Origin of the sequence: Mesobacillus subterraneus, assembly GCF_000934845.1 — a bacterium.
In the GTDB taxonomy this organism is placed as follows: Bacteria; Bacillota; Bacilli; order Bacillales; family Cytobacillaceae; genus Mesobacillus; species Mesobacillus stamsii.
Genome location: NZ_JXIQ01000076.1, coordinates 50124 through 68776, shown reverse-complemented (window position 1 = coordinate 68776; position 18653 = coordinate 50124). Strand labels below are relative to the sequence as shown.

The following is an 18653-nucleotide window of genomic DNA, read 5'->3' as shown; positions in this document are numbered from 1 at the left end:
TCTAGGAGGCGACACTAGACAAGCGTCTCGAGGGGCTAGGCGCTGGAGCTGGACAATTCTCAAAGTAATTTTATACTTTCTTATTCTGGAAAGAAAAGGCAGTGTGTAAGCAGTTTACTAGCTAAGTACAGGTTCAGCTATTCGACCTGATTTTGCCTTCTCGATAATATCAGTGGCTATCCACACTCCACAGGCGCTTGCCTGTGCGAGTCCGCGCGTAATGCCTGCGCCGTCTCCGCCAACATATAGGCCACTGATTTCCGTTTCAAATTTGTCATTTAACTTTGGACGTGCGGAATAAAATTTCGCTTCCACTCCATAGAATAATGTATGTTCTGAAGCAAGTCCAGGGGTAACCATGTTCAGAGCTTCCGTCATTTCTATCAGACTTTTGAGGGTGTTATACGGGAGAACTAACCCTAAGTCTCCTGGTACCGCTTCTTTTAATGTTGGTTCAAGAAAACCCTCTTTGATTCTTTTTTCCGTTGATCTGCGTCCTTTTAAAAGGTCTCCGTATTTTTGCACAATCAGCCCACCGTTTGAAAGGCTATTCGCCAAACGGGAGATTTCATGGGCGTATTCATTTGGTTGATCGAATGGCTCAGAAAAGGTATGAGACACAAGCAGGGCGAAATTCGTGTTATTGCTTCCACGTTTAGGATCTTTATATGCATGGCCATTTGCCAGCATGATTCCAGAATGATTTTCGACAACAACATGTCCAGATGGGTTGCTGCAGAAGGTCCGGACGGTGGTCCCTACTGACGTATGGAAGATAAACTTTCCTTCATATAAATGTTCATTTATTTCTTCCATGACGACATTGGAAGTTTCCACTCGAACACCAATATCGACCTGATTATTGATCATCTTAAGTTTTCTCTTTTTTAAAAGCTTTGTCAGCCATTTGGAACCGTCACGACCAGGTGCAACCACGACTTTATCAGCAAGAATTTTCTCTCCATTTTTTAGTTCTATACCTGTTACTTTATGACCGACAGGCGTTTTCTCTGTAATCAAATCCTCGATTTCCGTTTTGAACGCCATGTCTACCTTCTCTTTTAAGTATTCAAATATATCCTTTAAAATCTCAAGATTTTGTTCTGTACCGAGGTGGCGCACTTGAGCTCTTAGCAGCTTTAATCCTGCTGCATAACCCCTTCGTTCGATTTCGCGAACCTTGTCAGTCAATGGGTCTGTTATGCTTTCTGTTGCGCCATGCTTAAGATTGATTTGATCTACATAGTTAATTAGTTCGACCACTTTAGAATCGGGAAGATAATCCGTCATCCAGCCGCCAAATTCACTTGTTATATTGAATTTTCCATCGGAATAGGCACCTGCCCCGCCGAAACCATTGGTGATCGAACACGCTGGCAGGCATCCTGCAAAATCTTTTTTTCCTGATGGCGGTGGGCATTTTTCGATTTTCTTTTGTAAAATCGGGCAGTTTCTTCGATAAATATCGTGACCTTTATCTACAAGCAGAACATTCGCTTCTGGCATCTTTAACGATAACTCGTAGCAAGTGAAAATCCCTGCCGGACCTGCTCCAACGACAATCACATCATAGTTTGGTTTCATTCTGATCCCCCACCACTTCAGTTTTTTGCTTAACCAATGGCAAATATACCAAATAAACACGAATTAGTCAATCAAAACACGAACGAAATTAAATTCAGATGAAAAATTGTTCGCAAAAACAATAAGGCTGCCTTGTTAGCTGACAGCCTCGTGAACTATTTACGACTCGTGTTTTTATCAGTTTAGTTGTAGCAAGCACCAATGATAATCAACAAAATGAACAGTACCACGATCAGCGCAAAACCGCCATAACCGTATCCACCGCTGGCAGCTCCTGCATAAGCATAAGGGTAACCTCCGCCGCAGAAGGTCCCATAGGACGGTGCCATTGCCATTGGGGCATTGACAGGCATTGGGGCATTATCATATCCGTACATTTATAAATCACTCCTCGTTTTTTTATATTGCTTTCCCTTTACGGTATGATATGGGTACTTGACCTGTTTGTGCATTAGCCTATTTTTTCCTATATCATTTTTCGCGTCCTTGCCACTTTTTCCATTCATTTACGGACGACAAAACGGTAAAATGGAATAACAAAACCAAATCCGAAAGGTACGTCGATTATGAAATCCAGCGCTAAAAAAGTTATGACCCTCCTTTTGCTTACAGCCACAGTGATTTCCTTTTTAGCGATTCAATCAGAACAATACTTGTCCGAAGATGTAAATGTTTATGAAAAAATCTCCGCCGGTTCCTCGATCAATTACTTGATTATCGGAGACAGCATTGGTCGAGGAGCTGGAGCAGAAACAAAAGACCTAACATGGCATAGCCAGTTTGAGATGCTTCTTAGAGATTTCAGCGGTTCCGAGGCACGCCGGAATAGCATTGTCCAAAGCGGGGCGACTGCATTTGAAGGGTTATTTAAACTGCAAAAAGCTCCAAAATCCCGTGATATCGACCTCATTTTCGTCCTTTTTGGTGAAAATGATCGGAAATATATGGACGCCGAGCAATTCACTTTTTTCTATGAGCGGCTGATCAGAACAGCAAAAGAACGCTACCCTAACTCGGAAGTGATCACAATCATTGAAAATCCTTTAAGACAGGAAAAATTTGCAGATGCTATTTACAGAATTTCTTTCCATTATGGCGCTAAGTCATTGGACATGCGAACCCCTTTCAAGGAATCAGGTATGCTGACAGAACAGCTGACGACCGATATGGTACACCCAAATGGAAAAGGGTATCGACTATATGCTTATTCCATAATGGAACTGATCAAAAATCATATTCAGAAGAAATCGGATATTGCCGGTTATCCGAAACCGTTGACCAGGAATCAAGCAATCTATTTGGCTGAAAAAAAACACCCCGATGCCAGCAATGGCTTTCAGAGACAAAATGGCGTAAATATTAGCAAACATCCCGGTGATTCTCTCGAATATGAGTTTGAGGGATCCATTCTTGGAGTGAAGGCAACAAGAAGTCAAAATGGCTGGTTGGTAAACGTTTATATAGATGGAAACTATGTGCGGACCATTTCCACCTGGTGGCCGTTCTTGCGCGAGCGCTTCCTATTTATTGCAAGCGACCTTGAAAATGGCCCGCATACGGTCCGTTTTGAAACACTAGAAGGAGCATCTCCACATAATAAAAGCGACAAAACAATGGTTCAAATTTCTTCCATCATCGTTGCTGTTGAGGAGAAAAAATAATATAGAAATTTCTGATAAGAGAGTGTATGATCTATTTATATGCCCGTATTTTTGAAAGGGCAGCAATCATTACCGAAGGAGAAACTATGAGAAGTATATTCAAAAATTTCATGAACGGCATTCTTGCCATTGTCCCGATTATCCTCGTAATTTATGTGATTTATAAAACTTTCATGTTTCTGGATAGTATCCTAGGAAATGTGTTGAAGCCTTTTTTAAAAGAAAGTTATATACCAGGTATCGGCCTGCTGACAACATTGGTCTTGATTACATTTCTTGGCTGGCTATCGACCCGATTCATCACTGGCAGCATCATCAGGCTTGTTGACAGACTACTGGAAAAAATCCCTTTCGTCAAAACGATTTACTCCGTCATCAAAGATACCGTCCATTCTTTTCTTGGCGATAAAAAGTCGTTTTCAAAAGTAGCATTGGTTACGGTACCGGGAACCAATATGAAAAGTCTTGGGTTCATTACTTCTGACAACCTTCAGGTATTTCATGAAACATTATCAGAACACGTTGCCGTTTATATACCGCAAACTTTTCAAGTAGCCGGTTTTACCTTTCTGATTCCAGTAGCAGACATTGAAATTCTCGATGTAAAACCTGAGGATGCAATGAAGTTCATCCTATCTGGAGGAATGACTTCTGTAAATGGAGAAAAAAACGGGAAACAAAACAGCCGCTGACAAACATCAGCGGCTGTTCCCTATTCAAAGGTTACTTCAAGAATTGGTGTGGATCCTCTCTCGACATTGCTTTCTGTCCATTTTTTTACGGAGGCAGCCTGGTCGGTGTTCGTGATAATAATCGGGGTTATCGTACTCTTCGCTTTTTCTCTGATAATTTCCATATCAAAGGTTACTAGTTTTTGACCAGCTTTTACTTGATCTCCTTGCTTCACATGGGTTTCGAAACCTTCCCCTTTTAAGGAAACCGTCTCCAGTCCAATATGAATGAGAATCTCTGCCCCATTCCTTGCTCTGATTCCTATTGCATGTTTGGTAGGGAAAACCTGAATAATTTCCCCGTCTACCGGCGCAACTACTATTCCCTCTGCTGGCTCAATCGCCAAACCGTCCCCCATCATTTTTTCAGAAAAAACAGGATCCGGAACCTCATTCAGATGGACTGCTTTCCCTGTAATCGGTGCTAGAATTTGGATCGTTTTAATCGGTTCCTCCTTTTTTCCAAACAATTTCTTAAACATACATACCATCCCTTTCTGCGTTCGTTATGATCAATCGTGGAACAGTTTTAGAAACTCTCCATATCCTTCTTCTTCCAACTTTTCTTTCGGAACAAACCTTAGTGCAGCCGAATTGATGCAATACCTCAGTCCGTTTTCTCCTGGTCCATCATCAAACACGTGGCCCAAATGGGCATCCGCACTTTTGCTTCGCACCTCGGTCCTGACCATGAAATGGCTCCGATCCTGTTTTTCGATAACTTCTTCTTCTTGAATTGGTTTCGTAAAGCTTGGCCAGCCGCAACCAGCATCGTATTTATCACGGGAGCAGAATAATGGTTTTCCTGAGACGATATCTACATATATCCCTTCCCTTTCATCATTCCAATATTCATTATGGAACGGCGGTTCTGTCCCATTGTTTTGTGTTACTTCATATTGCATCGGCGTCAGCCTTTTCTGTAAATCTTCTTGATTCTTCTTCATTTATTTTCCCCCCAATGTTGCCTGATAAAAGCTTCACGTCCAGAACCTTTATGATAAGCTTGATACCGTTCGGGATTCTTTTTATAATACCCCTGATGATAGATTTCAGCAGGGTAGAAGGTTTTTGCCGGCAGAATTTTAGTAGCGATTGGCTTTGAGAACAGACCGCTCTCCTCAAGCTTTCGTTTCGACTCTTCTGCAAGCTGCCTCTGTTGTTCATCATGATAGAAGATCGCCGTCTGGTATGATGGACCCCTGTCATAAAACTGCCCGCCCGGGTCGGTAGGATCAATTTGCTGCCAGTATAGTTTTACTATTTCCTCATAAGGAAAGACACCGGGATCAAATGTAATTTGCACGGCTTCATAATGGCCAGTCACCTCACCGCAGACTTCTTCATATGTAGGATTTTCCTTCGTGCCTCCTGTATAACCGGAAACAACATGGTAGATGCCTGGCTGCTCATCAAACGGCTTTACCATACACCAGAAACACCCTCCGGCAAAAGTCGCAAGCGCCTGATTTCCTTTATTCATAAAAACACCTCTTCCTATCTCTAAATAACCTCTACTCAAATACTTATTCCCTATTGTATAACTTTTAAAGCAAAAAACACATTTAAAACACTCAACAGTAAAGCCCCTTCCGAAGAAGAGGCTATTTGCTCATGATCATTTATATTTTGTTTTTTGGCGAATTTCTTTATTGATATTTTTCCAATGCTTTTTTTCCTCAGCTTGTGCTTTCTTATCCACCTTCCGGTCAATATATGCCAGCTCTTTTTGGAGCTTTTTATAGCTGGCAAGTCTGCTTTCATCCAGGAGTCCTTCGTCAATCGCAGACCGAACTGCACATCCAGGCTCGTTACCGTGGGTGCAATCTCGAAATTTACATTCTTCGGTGAACTGATCGACATCTGCAAAGCTTTCGCCAAAACCCTCTTCGCCTGTCCATAGCTGAATCTCTCTCATACCCGGTGTGTCAATGAGGACAGCACCATCATGCAGCAATACCATCTCCCGGTGTGTTGTTGTATGCTTGCCTTTATCATCGCTTTCACGAATTTCCTGTACTAGCTGTTTTTCGTATCCTGAGAAATAATTGACCAGACTTGATTTTCCGACTCCTGACGATCCGATTAAAGCGACCGTTCGTCCTGGGGCTAGATATCTTTGTAATTCCTCCATCCCGGTTTCCACAAGTACACTCACTGGTATTACAGGAACCCCAATAGCCACACCTGCCACCAGTTCCAGCTTTGTTTCAAGGTCCGGCTCCAAATCTGCTTTGCTCAATATGATGACGGGATTCGAACCGCTTTCCCAGGCGAGCAAAAGATACCTTTCAATCCGCCTTAAATTCAGGTCATCATTAAGTGAATTTACGATGAACACCGTATCAATATTAGCAGCGACAATCTGCTCCTCGGTGACTTGACCTGCAGCCTTTCTGGAAAACTTACTTTTTCGTGGCAGGATACCCCGGATTGTTCCACGCATTTCACCTGGTGAGGTCTTGACGGCAACCCAGTCACCAACTGCTGGCAAGTCATCCCGGCTATTGGCTTCATATGTCAATTTGCCTGAAAGGGTACAGAGATATTCTCCCTCTTCAAGCCACACCCTGAAACTATGCTTATGCTCCAAGGCAATCCTGCCCAGCTTATAACCTTGAAATCGATCTTCCTCAAAATATTTTTTTATTTCAGCAGTCATTCCGATACTTTCAAGTTTATTCATTCAATTTATTCCTCCAGCATGCTTATTTAATATAAAAAAACCACAGGAATGCACAGTCCCGTGGTTTCATAAGCATGTAGAAAAAAGACGAATAGTCAATTGTGCCGCTTAGGTTGGGACGTGCAATAAGTAACAGTCATCATAATAACATTTAACATTCTGCTCATTGCACTCCACCTACCTCTCGTATAGTTATCTTCAGTATATGGAAAAATCCCCTCCATGTAAACCCTTTTTTATCATTTTCCCTGTTCTTTATACTCGGTTCCGCACCGATCATGCCCAATTTGCATATTTTACAGTTGAGTATTCTAGTTAAGGAGTGAGCGGTATGTCCACCAGAAATCAGAATGAATACCTTCATAAAGCTGCTATTTATGATTTATTGGCGAAATACTATAAATACATTGACCCGAATATGCACGTCATGTACTACCATAAACATTTACGAAACCTGAACAAAGCTGTACAGTTAATGCGTTCCTATCCAGCACCAATGAGTACACCAAACTCTTTTCCTTCGATGATACGTTTCTTGCACGCTTCCCCGGAGCTTAAGGCAGTTGATATTTATTTAAATGGCAGCCGGGTACTACGTGACTTTGATTATAAAAACAATAGCAGCCATATGCAGCTGCAACCTGGAAAATACCAGGTTGACATCTATCCTGCGGGAGATAGCGTTTCAACTGTCATCAGCAAAAAGATTGCTCTCGAACCAGGAAGAATCTACACTGCGGCAATTGCTGGCACTGCCAATAAACTTCAGTTACTGATATTCGAGGATCACCCGCAAACACCAGTCGGAGAAACAAAAGCTAGGTTCATCCATCTATCACCAGATGCCCCGGCAGTAGATATTGCTGGAATGAATGGGGATATCCTTTTCCCAAATATACCGTATAAACAAGCTAGCACGTACTTGGCACTAACCCCAATGACCATCTCACTGGAAGCAAAAATAGCTAACACCAAAAACACGGTATTGACGATCCCGGATGTCAAATTGCAGCCTAATAACGCCTACACGATTATTTCAGTTGGATCAGCAAAGGGTGAGCCACCGCTTGAAGTACTTTTATTACAGGGATGATCCTGGCCGGGAGACCGGCCATTGTTATTTGCTTAAGAATTCTGCAGTTCGCCAAAAATCATGCAAAAAGGCACTCGTTAAGAGCACCTTTCTAATCTGCAGGAACCAGTAATGTAAATTTAAGATTGTCCTTCTTTAGATCAAATTCATTCACACGAACCTTTAAATCACTTTTCAGCTTAAGTTTCTGCATGGAGACGTAAACTCTTTCTTCATTTGGCTGAATATCCACTGCTGTGGGCAAATGGTAGCTGTCCCGAACGAACTTAAGCACGGTTGATACGGGAAGGTTCAATCGTCCAACTGATATTGATCTTTGTTTCAGGATTAAATCTCCATTTTCCAAAGCCTGCGGTTCAAACGTCAGCTTCAATTCTAACTCCTGACTGAAAATGGGGATCGTTCCATATAATTCAACCTCATCTGTCAGCAATACTTGATATTCAAACTGGCTGTTTTTTGCTTCTTCTTCTACGTAATGATTGATCACCCTATTCAGGTCCCGTTTGTTCGTCGATACATGAAAGGAAACATCATCCCTTGCCGCATTGCTTTTGTCAGGCTCTATCTTCGATTCCTCAGCAGGCAAGGAAATCAACATCCAAAAAAGCAAAATGGAGGCTGAAATAACTCCCAACAGAATAAAAAAGCCTATCTTCCATTTGTTTTTCACCATTAGTCGTTGTAACTCCTCTTCTCCATTCTAGTCATTCAGCGAATCAAGGACCTGTTCATCAAGCAGTTCATAAATCCGATCGGCAATTAACTGATATCCCCGGTCATTAGGGTGAAAATAATCAGTGTACAGAAGGATCTCTCCGTTACTCAAAAATAAATCATGGATGTCGACAAAATAAGCATTGCCGTCCTGTTCTACTATTGATTTGCTTTCCCCATTCCAAGCATCGACTATTTGATTCATTTCCGCAACATCAGCAAACCAAGTGAAAAATGGATTATAAAGTCCCACTAACACAATAGGAGCGTTAGGATTTGAATGACGAAGTGTCGAAAATATGTCTTGCAGCTGTTCAGCAAATACCTTCTGTCCGATTTGGAAATGATCAAGTCTAAGATTAGAAAAATTGGCTTTTATAACCTCCATCAAATCATTCCCGCCGATTGTTAAAATGATCAAATCAGCTTCTTTTATAGAGGATTGCAAAGTTTTATTTTCCAATCTTTTCAACAGCTGGTCCGATCTGTTACCCCTTACGCCAAAATTCTCAAAACTAGCTTTTCTGATGAATGTTTCCTTTTCAAGACTTTCTTCAAGATACCGTATATATCCGCCCGACTTCCTACTGTCACCAACTCCCTGTGTCAGAGAGTCCCCAGCTGCAACAATAGCCAATTCCCTCGGGAAAAATGAAACCGGCAATGCTTCTTTGATTTCCAACCCCGTTTTCCTTACATTATGGAAATTCCCTTTTTGCAGATTATCAAACGGATTGCATGCTCCTAAAAGCAGAATGATCAGGAAATATAGTAAGGTGAATTTATGATGCAATATTTGTCACCTACCTGTGAAAAAGATGATCCTCATACCATTTCTACTTGCTTGAAGGGATTTGTTCAAAACAGATCGCTTGCGCAAAATACCAAAACAGGCCTGATATTTGGCCTATTGTAGAGTTTTTATGTCTTTGATAATCTGTTCAAACGGTACTTCATTCAAACCGGTATAATATTTCCTAACTACTCCCTCTTGATCGATCAAATAGAAGTCTGTGCCATGAATGACCTGATCTCCTTCTTCAGGTTTTTTGACGAGGGCTTTGAAGTTTTCAAGCGCGAATTTTTCGATTTCTTCCTGGCTGTAACCGGTCAAGAATGACCAATTACTGAAATCCACTTTAAACTTCTGGCCAAATTCTTTAAGAATCTCAGGTTTGTCGACAGTTGGATCTACACTAAAGGACACAATTTCTACATTTTCAAGTTTTTCTTCCTTGATCATATCCTGAAGTTTGGCCATATTGGCTGTCATTGGCGGACAAACATCTGTACAGTTCGTGAAAACAAAATCGGCAACCCACACTTTCCCTTTTAAATCGTCTTTGCTAAGCTGTTCACCAGCTTGAGTCGTAAAGGCGAAATCCTCAATCGGATAATTGACTCCATCCTTTAATCCGCTGTTTCCACAGGCCGTTGCAAAAACCGCAACAGCAGCCATGATGATCAGCAAAATTCCCTTTTTCACGTTCATCACCTGCAATTTCTTATATAGTCCATTACCAATTTTAGCAGACGAGATGGAGAGAGGAAAGAAAAAGATACGAGGAGGATGAAATGGACTATATTCAATTTGTCTCGCTAATCTTTAGGAATTTTTCATCGTGATGAAGAAATCTTTGATGAAGTCGGGATAATGAAAACTGACAGCTACTTGGTGGACTGGGAATTTAGCCTTACTGTTCGTGTTTCTAAAATCTCCGATACTCTGGCCGAATGCCTCGCCGCGATTCACGACAATTTTAACGGGTACTTTACGGTAAACAATCTTCTCCTCATTCAGTAAGGCCCAAAGTGTAAGAACATCATGGAGTGGCGCCCCTGTCAATTCAGGATTTCGCTGCTTATAAAATTTATAGTAATAATCAAACATAGGTTTTACAATACTTCCTACTTTGCTGCCGATTGATTGATAATAAACATCCAGCTCGTTAATAAGCGCAGGTGTTACAATTGCTCCGCTTGTGACATTAAGAGGGATGATCTTGATTGGTGCTCTTGCTTGTGTAATGACAATATTCGCTGCGTATGGATCACCAAAGAAATTTGCTTCTGCAACTGGTGTAACATTTCCCGGTTCATGGAAAACGCCCCCCATAATATAAAAATCCTTTACTTTTTTCATGGTTCCAGGATAAAGGATGAACGCAGCTGCCAAAGAGGAAAGCCTGCCAACGTTTACAATAATAATCTCATCCAAATTTTTTTCAATGATTTCCTGGATACCATGAAAGTTTTCTAGTGTATCATCGACTATAATATTAGGGATGATAGGACCTAGCCCTGCAACTCCATGCACTTCTGGTACATATTCTGGCGGGTCCCCTGTTAACGGAAGTTCAGCACCTGCAAAGACCGGAACATCATGTCTACCTGTAAGTCTCTGTAAGTATGCAGCGTTTCGAAGCGCATCCTGCTTTGAAACATTCCCGTAATCAGCCACTATGCCAACTATCTCGATTTCCTTGTTAAAAAACGCATATAAAATAGCAATATTATCATCAATTCCAAAATCACTTAAGAAAAGCACCTTTTTTGCCATTGCCAGCACCCCCATGTAAAATTATATGGACTGGGTTGAAAATAATGGCAAAAAACCGAATATTACTTAGTGTTTTTATCCTAAAAAACAAAAGCGCCCACTAGGGGCGCTTCCAAAAAATCATGCGTTGTTTTTCAATTTTGCGGATTGGAACAGCTGCTCATAATCCGGCCATTTCATTACTCTCTTTAAATACTCTTTAAACGAATAAAACTTTTTTGCGTTTCTTTCCTGATAGATTGCTGTAATAAAAGATTGCAAACGGACCTGGATCATAAAATAAAACAAACTTTCTTCTTCTAATACAGGAATTTCCACGACTTTAACCTTCTGTCCAACAACGTTTTTGAACTCTAGGCTTTTGAATAACAAAATATCAATCCTCTTTTATCCCCGTTTGTTTATATTATACATCAAACACTGGTCGAAATATGTCTGTTTACGCTGATTATAAAAAAAAATACACTTATACAGTAAGCTGATTTTTTACAATGTACCGACAAAAAACGCATGGGAATCTCCATGCGTTTTTAGACGATTTTTTCGCTCATAGGGGAAAGTTAGGATTCCTCGTCCTCCATATCCCCATATTTCTCCTGCCACTCTTTTTCCTTCTTAAGCTTCCGTCTGTATACCACTTTGGACAAATTGATGCTAATCTCATACAAAAACAGCAGTGGAATCGTCACCAGTATATCTGACATGAAATCCGGAGGGGAAATCACTACTGAGATGACTACTAGGATAAAGTATGCATACTTTCTGACTTTCACTAAAACATATGGATTTATCACTCCAAGTGACGTCAAAAACATCACGACAACCGGCAGTTCAAATAAAACTCCAAACGGGATTGTCATATTCATGATGAACTTGAAATACTTTTCCGCTGTAAAGTTTGTGACCATCATGTCCCCGCTCAATTCAACCAGAAAACTTAGGACTGTCGGAAATATCACGAAATAGCCAAATGCAAGCCCAACAATAAATAGGATAAACAGTGCTGGAATGTACGAAAGGGATAGTTTTCGTTCAATTGGCCGGAGAGCAGGCTTTACGAACAGCCATATTTGTATAGCGAGTACCGGTATTGTGCCAGCAATTGCAATGATCGTAGCGATCATGAAGTAAATCCAGATTATATCGCTCGGCCCAAGGACTATTAACTTTACTTCCAAGTCGCGGACAAAGAAATGATAAATCTCTTTGACAAAATAAAAGCCTAAGCCAAAGAAAAGAAGAAAGGCAACTGCAGAGACAATTAGCCTGTTCCTTAGCTCATCAAGATGATCCACCAGATTTAATTCTTTATCTTCCATAACAATCCCCTGCCAATTCCATTTGTTGCATTTCAATTTTCTTATTAGGGCTGCAAGATCTGCCCCCGAAAGAAAAAGGGGTAAGACAAAAGCATCTTACACCTTATTTAGTAACTTTGGTAATTTCCTTTTTCTCATCTTCCAGTTCATCCATAACATCACTTGTCAATTCACGAGTTGATTTCTTGAATTCACGAAGCGTCTGACCAAATGCACGACCAACCTCAGGAAGTTTCTTTGGTCCAAAGATAATGAGCGCTAAGACAAGGATTAAGACTAATCCAGGAACTCCGATGTTTGATAACATATCAACATCTCCTTTTTCATATTGTAAATCTACTATGATTATAGTTCTTTTCATCCACTAAATGGGGGAATACTGTGAAAGTTCATAAGAAATTCACAAAGCTCCCAATGTTCCACCTGTGTGTCACATTCCTATTTTATACCATTTGTGCTCGATTATCTATTTTAAATATTATACCAGTAAATTAAACAATTGATGATCCTTATTCAATTCCATGAAGGCAAATCCCTTTTTTTCCATGCTTGCAATGAGCCTATTGTATTCACGTTTATTTTTTAATTCAATACCAACAAGCGCAGGCCCGCTTTCTTTATTATTTTTCCTTGTATATTCAAACCTGGTAATATCATCTCCTGGGCCAAGAACATCATCGAGGAATTCCCTCAAGGCCCCAGCTCGTTGAGGAAAATTGACAATGAAATAATGTAGCAGGCCTTCATGAAGCAAAGATCTTTCTTTGATCTCCTGCATTCTGCCGATGTCATTATTGCCGCCACTGACTACACAAACGACCGATTTCCCTTTAATCTCTTCCTTCAAAAAGTCTAGAGCGGCAATTGGCAGAGCTCCAGCCGGCTCCGTAACAATGGCATGCTCATTATATAATTCGAGAATAGAAGTACAGACCTTCCCTTCTGGAACTGCCACGAGTCCATCAATATTTTCCTTGCAAATTTCATAGGTTTTGCTGCCTACACATTTAACAGCAGCACCATCCACAAATGTATCAATTGATTCTAGGGGAATTGGTCCGTTTCTGTCAAAAGCTGCACTCATGGACGCAGCACCGCTTGGTTCGACACCAATCAGCTTTGTAGCAGGGGAAACACTTTTTATGTATGTGCTCAATCCAGCCATCAAGCCTCCGCCGCCAATACTTGCGAGGACATAATCCACAGTATCCTGACTATCATTAAGAATTTCCACGGCAACTGTCCCTTGTCCGGCAATGACATTTTCGTCATCGAATGGGTGGATAAACTCCCTGTTTTCTTTCTCAGCACATTCGAGTGCTTCGCGGTATGAATCATCAAAAGTATCCCCAACGAGAATGATTTCAATGAATTCACGGCCGAACATTTCCACCTGACTGATTTTTTGACCTGGTGTCGTTGCAGGCATATAAATTTTTCCGTTTACACCGAGCTGTCTGCAGGCGTACGCTACTCCCTGAGCGTGATTTCCTGCACTCGCACAGACAACTCCGCTTTCTAATCCATTTTCCCATAGTAACCTAACTGCGTAATACGCTCCTCTCAGTTTAAAAGAACGGACATGCTGCAGGTCTTCTCGTTTCAGATAGATATCAGCTTCATATTTTTCTGATAATCGTTCGTTTAATTGCAACGGAGTATGGGCAACAATCTCTTTAAGATGCCGATAGGCAATAAGAATATCCTCTACACTTACCCATTTTCCTTTTACTGTTTTCTGTTCCATCTCCTGTCACCCTCACTTTGCAAATAATTAATTTGTTCATTATATCACAAAAAATCGGTTTGTCGATTGAATTTTTAAAATATTTGTAATCTTAGGCTTTACATTGAATAAAATAAGCGTAAAATAACAGATAATAACCAAAAAGCTCTGGAGGGAGTTATCATATGGAATTTAATTTAAACAGTTATGATGGGGCGTTGCCGGTAGAAGTAACCCTCGACGAAGACAACGGACGCTATATGATCCGCAAAAGTGATACGAGTGGAGAGTTTTTTAACAACCCCATGGAAATGGTGAAATGGATACGGAATAATTTGAAACCTGAGGATTTTTGCATTCCAGCAGAGTTCACGAAGATGATGAGTAGCCTTTCCCAATTCGAATAACACATCCACTGCTCCGTCCTCCACAAATTAAAAGATGAATCAGCCGCTGCGTAAAGCAGTGGCTTTGTTGCTTTATCTGCCTTGGTCAAGCAAATCGTATGCATCGGACTTCCTAGTTAGTTTCTATCAGGCGACAAAAACAAAGCAGGACTCTATGCGCATTCGTTTTGACAAAAAGCAATCCAGCCGAGGATAATTTGCGATTGAATGCTATTTTCGTTCGAAAATAAGGAACTCATACTCGTAAGGATTCCTTTCATCCTTTGGACCAACTTCCCGCGTTTGAAGGTGCCACTTTTCAATGTCAAAAACAGGGAAAAAGGTATCCCCTTCAAACTGATGATGAATCATCGTCAAATAGAGCCGATCTGCTTCCGGCAATATTTCTTTAAAAATCTCCGCACCGCCAATGACAAATAGTTCTTCTTCTTGATGCTTTGCGTACTCTCTAAACTCTTCCATCGAGTTCATGACAGTACAGCCTTCACATCTATAGCCTTGTTCCCGTGTTAACACTATATTTTCCCTATTAGGGAGCGGTTTGCCTATCGACTCAAATGTTTTTCTTCCCATCACGATCGGATGCCCAATCGTTACACGCTTGAAAAACTTCAAATCCTCAGGAAGCCTCCAAGGAAGCTGATTTTGGTATCCAATAACTCTATTTTCATCCATTGCCCAAATCAATGAGATCATATACTGACAACCCCTTTAATATGAGGATGTGCTTCATAATGAACCAATTCGAAGTCTTCATACTTAAAATCAAAGATCGATTTGACATCAGGATTCAGCTTCATTTGCGGCAATGGTTTCGGTTCCCTTGTCAGCTGGAGTTTTACTTGTTCCACATGGTTGGAATATATGTGGGTATCACCTAAGGTATGCACAAACTCTCCGGGCTTTAGGCCGCATACATGGGCAACCATTAGTGTCAGAAGCGCATAGGATGCTATATTAAACGGCACACCAAGAAAAACATCTGCTGATCTCTGGTATAGCTGGCACGAAAGCTTGCCATCCGCAACGTAAAACTGGAACATGCAGTGACAAGGTGGCAATGCCATATTCTTTATTTCCGCCACATTCCATGCATTCACAATCATCCGTCTTGAATCTGGATTTGTTTTGATGGTTTGGATCAACTCCGAAATCTGGTCTACAGTTTCTCCATCTGCTCCTTGCCATGAACGCCATTGATGACCGTACACAGGTCCAAGTTCTCCCTGCTCATCTGCCCACTCATTCCATATCCTAACACCGTTGTCCTGTAAGTACTTGACATTCGTATCCCCATTCAAAAACCAAAGCAATTCATGAATGATTGATTTCAGGTGTAGCTTTTTCGTCGTCAACAGCGGAAACCCATCTTGGAGATTAAAACGCATCTGGTAGCCGAACGTACTGATTGTTCCTGTACCGGTACGATCTTCTTTTTTCACACCTGTGTCCAAGACATGTTTACATAATTCTAGATATTGTTTCATGATCTCCCTACCTTCAAAAACCTTCAATTTGTTTCTATCTATTTTAGCAGGTAAAGCGGAAGGAAGAAAGTGTTCCTTGCTTGAATTCTTGCTTGAATTCTTGAATATACTAATTTAGACCTTCAATATAATGGTAGGTTTGTGGGGCTTCATCCTTCAATAATTGGGCTGACATCCCGCCAATATAGAACATTGCAAAACATTCAGCAAAATATTCTTCTGGATAATCGTTGAAATATGGGTTGCCCGGAAAAAGCTGACTGCTTTCTTGTTTCCATATCGACAGGAACCGTTCTTCCTCTCTAATTCCGTCATAGACATAGCGGTCGAGTGAGTGCGCTAATTCATGCAATTCAAGGTTGACGGATCCATGCCCCTTGCCCTTTTCACTGCTGCCAATTTTCACAAGCACAACTCTGGATCCTCCAATTCCCGGAACCTGATCCCAAGTCCGTTTAGATGTGTAGCCCCGTGGAATCACTCCTTTTAAATGACTGGCCGTTGGATTATCCGTGAGGTTGCCTTCAAATAATCGAACGGTAATATTTTGCTCGATTGCTTTCTTAATCATCGAGTCAGGCAGAAGGGTGAGTCGCTCGATTATCTTGGCTGCTTCCACCTGATCAAAGTCATCTTCTGGAAGCACGACAAAGCTCCCTGCTAGACGGACGGCCCCAGGAGCTAAAGATTCATATAATATAGATTGTTTTGGGTATTCAGAAAGAAAAATGCCATCCATATTGGCATTTGAGCTTCCTAGAAGGGAAAAAGAAAGAATGATAAACACGAATAATTGAAAAACCTTTCGCATGCATATATCCCCTTTCTTTAGGGAATTTCCTGAATAAATCACTACAAATGAGCATACATTAGGAATCTATTAAGATTATACCATATGTTTGCTTACTTTCTGGCTGATAAATTCAGGAAAAAGGCGAGTCAGCTTTTCCATTTTGGAGGAGTGTCCTTGGCCCAGTAGATTCTTCCCAGCTCATAATGGCTCTGAAACCCGTCGTGATAGGTATGGTAATGAAAGTTAAACCAATGGCCATCCTTTGGCGGCTGGTCCCTTCTGACATGGAAGCGAATAATGTCTTTGTTATCGTCACCAATAATATGAAAGATCTTTTCTGACTCGCCGCCTCCAGGCATTTCTGTAATGCGCAGGGTACTGAGTTTTTCTCCCGGATATTGTTCGGCTACCATTTCAATTGCCTTTTCAATGTTCGGCAAGATTGTCTGCCTAAATTCATTTTCAATCGCAGGTCCAATTTTTCCGCCGAATTTCTCGAAAGACTGAAGTTCCGCTTCCCTCACTGTCCTGTCAATAAACTGATTCTTTTCCGTCTCTTCATCTAATTTGTCGTCAAATGAATCTATGAATACTGTTTCAGCAGCTGTTGATTTATCCGTTCTTTCCGCAGTAGGTGTCAAAAACCCATTCACCTGCGCTGGAGAAACCAACCCAAAAGTAACAAGAGATATGATGACAACGAACGATTTACGGAGCCATGCAGGCATTTTAATCACATCCTTATATAAATAGAAAGATAGTGAACTGTTTTCATGGAGTAAATTTTACAGCATGTCCTATTTTTAAAAAAAGCAGGACAATACTTATTATCATTATAACTTGTTATGCGAATATGTGTAAGATAGGTTTCAATCTTTTTTAAAATGGGAAAAAGGAAAGATTAGAGACTTGATGAAAGGGGGTTAAAACTTTGGAGTGGATAGCGTTATCTGTCAGTCTATTTCTTTTAGCTTATTTTGTTTATTTATCGATTGCCGACTGAGTGGTCAAGTTTATGGGGACGGACAGTAAATACTTCTTATTTATTGTCCGTCAAAACTGAATATACCTTTTCTGTCTTTGTCTATCACCCCATAGTGAAATTTCGCTGATTTCCGAATGATTACTCTGAAACCGAATTCTTGAAACCTTGAACTTCTGAAATGATCTTTGAGAATCACCCTCTTGCTGGCAACACGCGTAGCGTGAGACAGCAATTCACCCGAAAGCCCCTCATAAACGGCAAACTTTGTTAAACTCCTGATCCCATCCGACTCAAGGATCGATACATCAAACATTGGGTCAAAATAAACACAATCAATGCTATTATCCTCCATTTTTTTCAAGCTACCTAATGAGTACCCTTCCCTTACATGAATCCTTCGCATCGCCCGATTGATCGGTTCGATTCCAGATTCCCATGTGTCCAAGCCTCTCTTCACTAAATAGGAAAGTTCTTTGCTTGCCTCGATTCCAGTAACAGAACCTTTTTCACCGACAATAAAACTGGCTACGATGCTATCAGAACCAAGACCGAGCGAACAATCCAGGAAACTCATCCCCTCATGCAATTGTGCTGCTTCAATTAGCGGATCTCGTTCCCCACTCATAAGTCTTTTGATTCGAAACATCGCCGAATTCGGATGAAAAAAGAACGGCTCGATTTCCCCTAAAGGAAAAAGCTCTAGCCTTTCCTTCCCTACTACGAGGCAGTCGTCCTTTATCTGTTCCTGAAGCTTGGAAACGGATGTTTTTTTCCTTGGAATAAATTCCGTTCCAAGCTCGGTCGCAATCATTTTTGCCTGAGCTGTCATTTGTTCATCAGTTCTGCCAGCAGTAGTCACAAACACAACAAACACCTCCTGGATGAAAAAAAGAAAGGGACGTCA

The 18653-nt window shown here is 41.0% G+C and carries 23 protein-coding genes; 4 read left to right on the top strand and 19 right to left on the bottom strand.

Annotated elements, in window-relative coordinates; translation table 11 throughout:
* Positions 1-117: 117 nt before the first annotated feature.
* Both UB32_RS09745 and UB32_RS09740 read right to left on the bottom strand, forming a co-directional pair.
* Positions 118-1584, bottom strand: a complete 1467-nt coding sequence (locus tag UB32_RS09745) for an NAD(P)/FAD-dependent oxidoreductase (RefSeq protein ID WP_044393310.1) — start codon at positions 1582-1584, stop codon at positions 118-120.
* Between the two features lie 182 nt (positions 1585-1766).
* Positions 1767-1913 (bottom strand): YjcZ family sporulation protein, encoded by a 147-nt coding sequence (locus UB32_RS09740; protein WP_084221789.1) that lies wholly within the window; start codon positions 1911-1913, stop codon positions 1767-1769.
* 237 nt (positions 1914-2150) lie between these two features.
* Between UB32_RS09740 and UB32_RS09735 the strand changes: the two genes are divergently transcribed.
* Positions 2151-3245 carry an SGNH/GDSL hydrolase family protein gene (locus UB32_RS09735; RefSeq protein ID WP_052807001.1) on the top strand — a complete coding sequence of 365 codons (1095 nt, stop codon included), beginning with the start codon at positions 2151-2153 and terminating at the stop codon, positions 3243-3245.
* 86 nt (positions 3246-3331) lie between these two features.
* Complete coding sequence (locus UB32_RS09730) at positions 3332-3937, top strand: DUF502 domain-containing protein (RefSeq protein ID WP_044393320.1); 606 nt, start codon at positions 3332-3334, stop codon at positions 3935-3937.
* Between the two features lie 20 nt (positions 3938-3957).
* On the opposite strand, the gene UB32_RS09725 is transcribed toward UB32_RS09730, so the two are convergent.
* The 4 genes from UB32_RS09725 to rsgA all read right to left on the bottom strand — a co-directional run bounded on the left by UB32_RS09725 (position 3958) and on the right by rsgA (position 6662).
* Positions 3958-4458 (bottom strand): PTS sugar transporter subunit IIA, encoded by a 501-nt coding sequence (locus tag UB32_RS09725; protein ID WP_044393308.1) that lies wholly within the window; start codon positions 4456-4458, stop codon positions 3958-3960.
* A gap of 30 nt (positions 4459-4488) precedes the next feature.
* Positions 4489-4923, bottom strand: coding sequence for a peptide-methionine (R)-S-oxide reductase MsrB (gene msrB / locus UB32_RS09720; RefSeq protein WP_044393307.1), 435 nt, complete (start codon positions 4921-4923; stop codon positions 4489-4491).
* A complete protein-coding gene (gene msrA, locus UB32_RS09715) occupies positions 4920-5459 on the bottom strand; it encodes a peptide-methionine (S)-S-oxide reductase MsrA (protein ID WP_044393306.1) in 540 nt (179 codons plus the stop codon). Before msrA ends, msrB begins: the two co-directional genes overlap by 4 nt.
* Before the next feature lie 135 nt (positions 5460-5594).
* Positions 5595-6662, bottom strand: a complete 1068-nt coding sequence (gene rsgA, locus UB32_RS09710; RefSeq protein WP_052807000.1) for a ribosome small subunit-dependent GTPase A — start codon at positions 6660-6662, stop codon at positions 5595-5597.
* A gap of 331 nt (positions 6663-6993) precedes the next feature.
* Here rsgA and UB32_RS09705 point away from each other — a divergent pair, with 331 nt between their 5' ends.
* On the top strand, positions 6994-7755 hold the full coding sequence (locus UB32_RS09705; protein ID WP_044393304.1) for a DUF4397 domain-containing protein: 762 nt from the start codon (positions 6994-6996) through the stop codon (positions 7753-7755).
* Positions 7756-7846: 91 nt separating this feature from the next.
* Here UB32_RS09705 and UB32_RS09700 read toward each other — a convergent pair whose 3' ends face one another.
* The 8 genes from UB32_RS09700 to ilvA all read right to left on the bottom strand — a co-directional run bounded on the left by UB32_RS09700 (position 7847) and on the right by ilvA (position 14098).
* Complete coding sequence (locus tag UB32_RS09700; protein ID WP_044393302.1) at positions 7847-8431, bottom strand: YpmS family protein; 585 nt, start codon at positions 8429-8431, stop codon at positions 7847-7849.
* 27 nt (positions 8432-8458) lie between these two features.
* Positions 8459-9265 carry an SGNH/GDSL hydrolase family protein gene (locus tag UB32_RS09695; protein ID WP_241768468.1) on the bottom strand — a complete coding sequence of 269 codons (807 nt, stop codon included), beginning with the start codon at positions 9263-9265 and terminating at the stop codon, positions 8459-8461.
* 114 nt (positions 9266-9379) lie between these two features.
* Entirely contained in the window at positions 9380-9964 is a 585-nt protein-coding gene (locus UB32_RS09690) for an SCO family protein (RefSeq protein ID WP_128721523.1), read from the bottom strand.
* 114 nt (positions 9965-10078) lie between these two features.
* Positions 10079-11032 carry a nucleoside hydrolase gene (locus tag UB32_RS09685; protein ID WP_044393299.1) on the bottom strand — a complete coding sequence of 318 codons (954 nt, stop codon included), beginning with the start codon at positions 11030-11032 and terminating at the stop codon, positions 10079-10081.
* A 120-nt stretch (positions 11033-11152) separates the two neighbouring features.
* On the bottom strand, positions 11153-11404 hold the full coding sequence (locus UB32_RS09680) for a DUF2535 family protein (protein WP_044393297.1): 252 nt from the start codon (positions 11402-11404) through the stop codon (positions 11153-11155).
* 188 nt (positions 11405-11592) lie between these two features.
* Positions 11593-12351, bottom strand: coding sequence for a twin-arginine translocase subunit TatC (gene tatC, locus UB32_RS09675; RefSeq protein ID WP_044393295.1), 759 nt, complete (start codon positions 12349-12351; stop codon positions 11593-11595).
* 103 nt (positions 12352-12454) lie between these two features.
* Positions 12455-12658, bottom strand: a complete 204-nt coding sequence (locus tag UB32_RS09670; protein ID WP_044393293.1) for a twin-arginine translocase TatA/TatE family subunit — start codon at positions 12656-12658, stop codon at positions 12455-12457.
* Between the two features lie 171 nt (positions 12659-12829).
* The gene (gene ilvA, locus UB32_RS09665) at positions 12830-14098 is read right to left on the bottom strand and encodes a threonine ammonia-lyase IlvA (RefSeq protein ID WP_044393291.1); all 1269 of its coding nucleotides are present in this window, start codon (positions 14096-14098) and stop codon (positions 12830-12832) included.
* A 164-nt stretch (positions 14099-14262) separates the two neighbouring features.
* On the opposite strand from ilvA, the gene UB32_RS09660 reads away from it, so the two are divergent.
* On the top strand, positions 14263-14484 hold the full coding sequence (locus UB32_RS09660; RefSeq protein WP_044393289.1) for a hypothetical protein: 222 nt from the start codon (positions 14263-14265) through the stop codon (positions 14482-14484).
* A gap of 210 nt (positions 14485-14694) precedes the next feature.
* On the opposite strand, the gene UB32_RS09655 is transcribed toward UB32_RS09660, so the two are convergent.
* From UB32_RS09655 to UB32_RS09635, 5 genes are all read right to left on the bottom strand, one after another.
* A complete protein-coding gene (locus tag UB32_RS09655) occupies positions 14695-15180 on the bottom strand; it encodes a dihydrofolate reductase (RefSeq protein ID WP_044393287.1) in 486 nt (161 codons plus the stop codon).
* Positions 15177-15971, bottom strand: a complete 795-nt coding sequence (locus UB32_RS09650) for a thymidylate synthase (protein ID WP_044393285.1) — start codon at positions 15969-15971, stop codon at positions 15177-15179. The genes UB32_RS09655 and UB32_RS09650 overlap by 4 nt, the downstream gene beginning before the upstream one ends.
* Positions 15972-16080: 109 nt before the next feature.
* Complete coding sequence (locus UB32_RS09645) at positions 16081-16782, bottom strand: anthrax toxin lethal factor-related metalloendopeptidase (protein ID WP_044393282.1); 702 nt, start codon at positions 16780-16782, stop codon at positions 16081-16083.
* Between the two features lie 128 nt (positions 16783-16910).
* A complete protein-coding gene (locus UB32_RS09640; RefSeq protein WP_044393280.1) occupies positions 16911-17492 on the bottom strand; it encodes a YpjP family protein in 582 nt (193 codons plus the stop codon).
* Positions 17493-17807: 315 nt separating this feature from the next.
* Positions 17808-18614, bottom strand: a complete 807-nt coding sequence (locus tag UB32_RS09635; RefSeq protein WP_044393277.1) for a class I SAM-dependent methyltransferase — start codon at positions 18612-18614, stop codon at positions 17808-17810.
* Between the last annotated feature and the right edge of the window lie 39 nt (positions 18615-18653).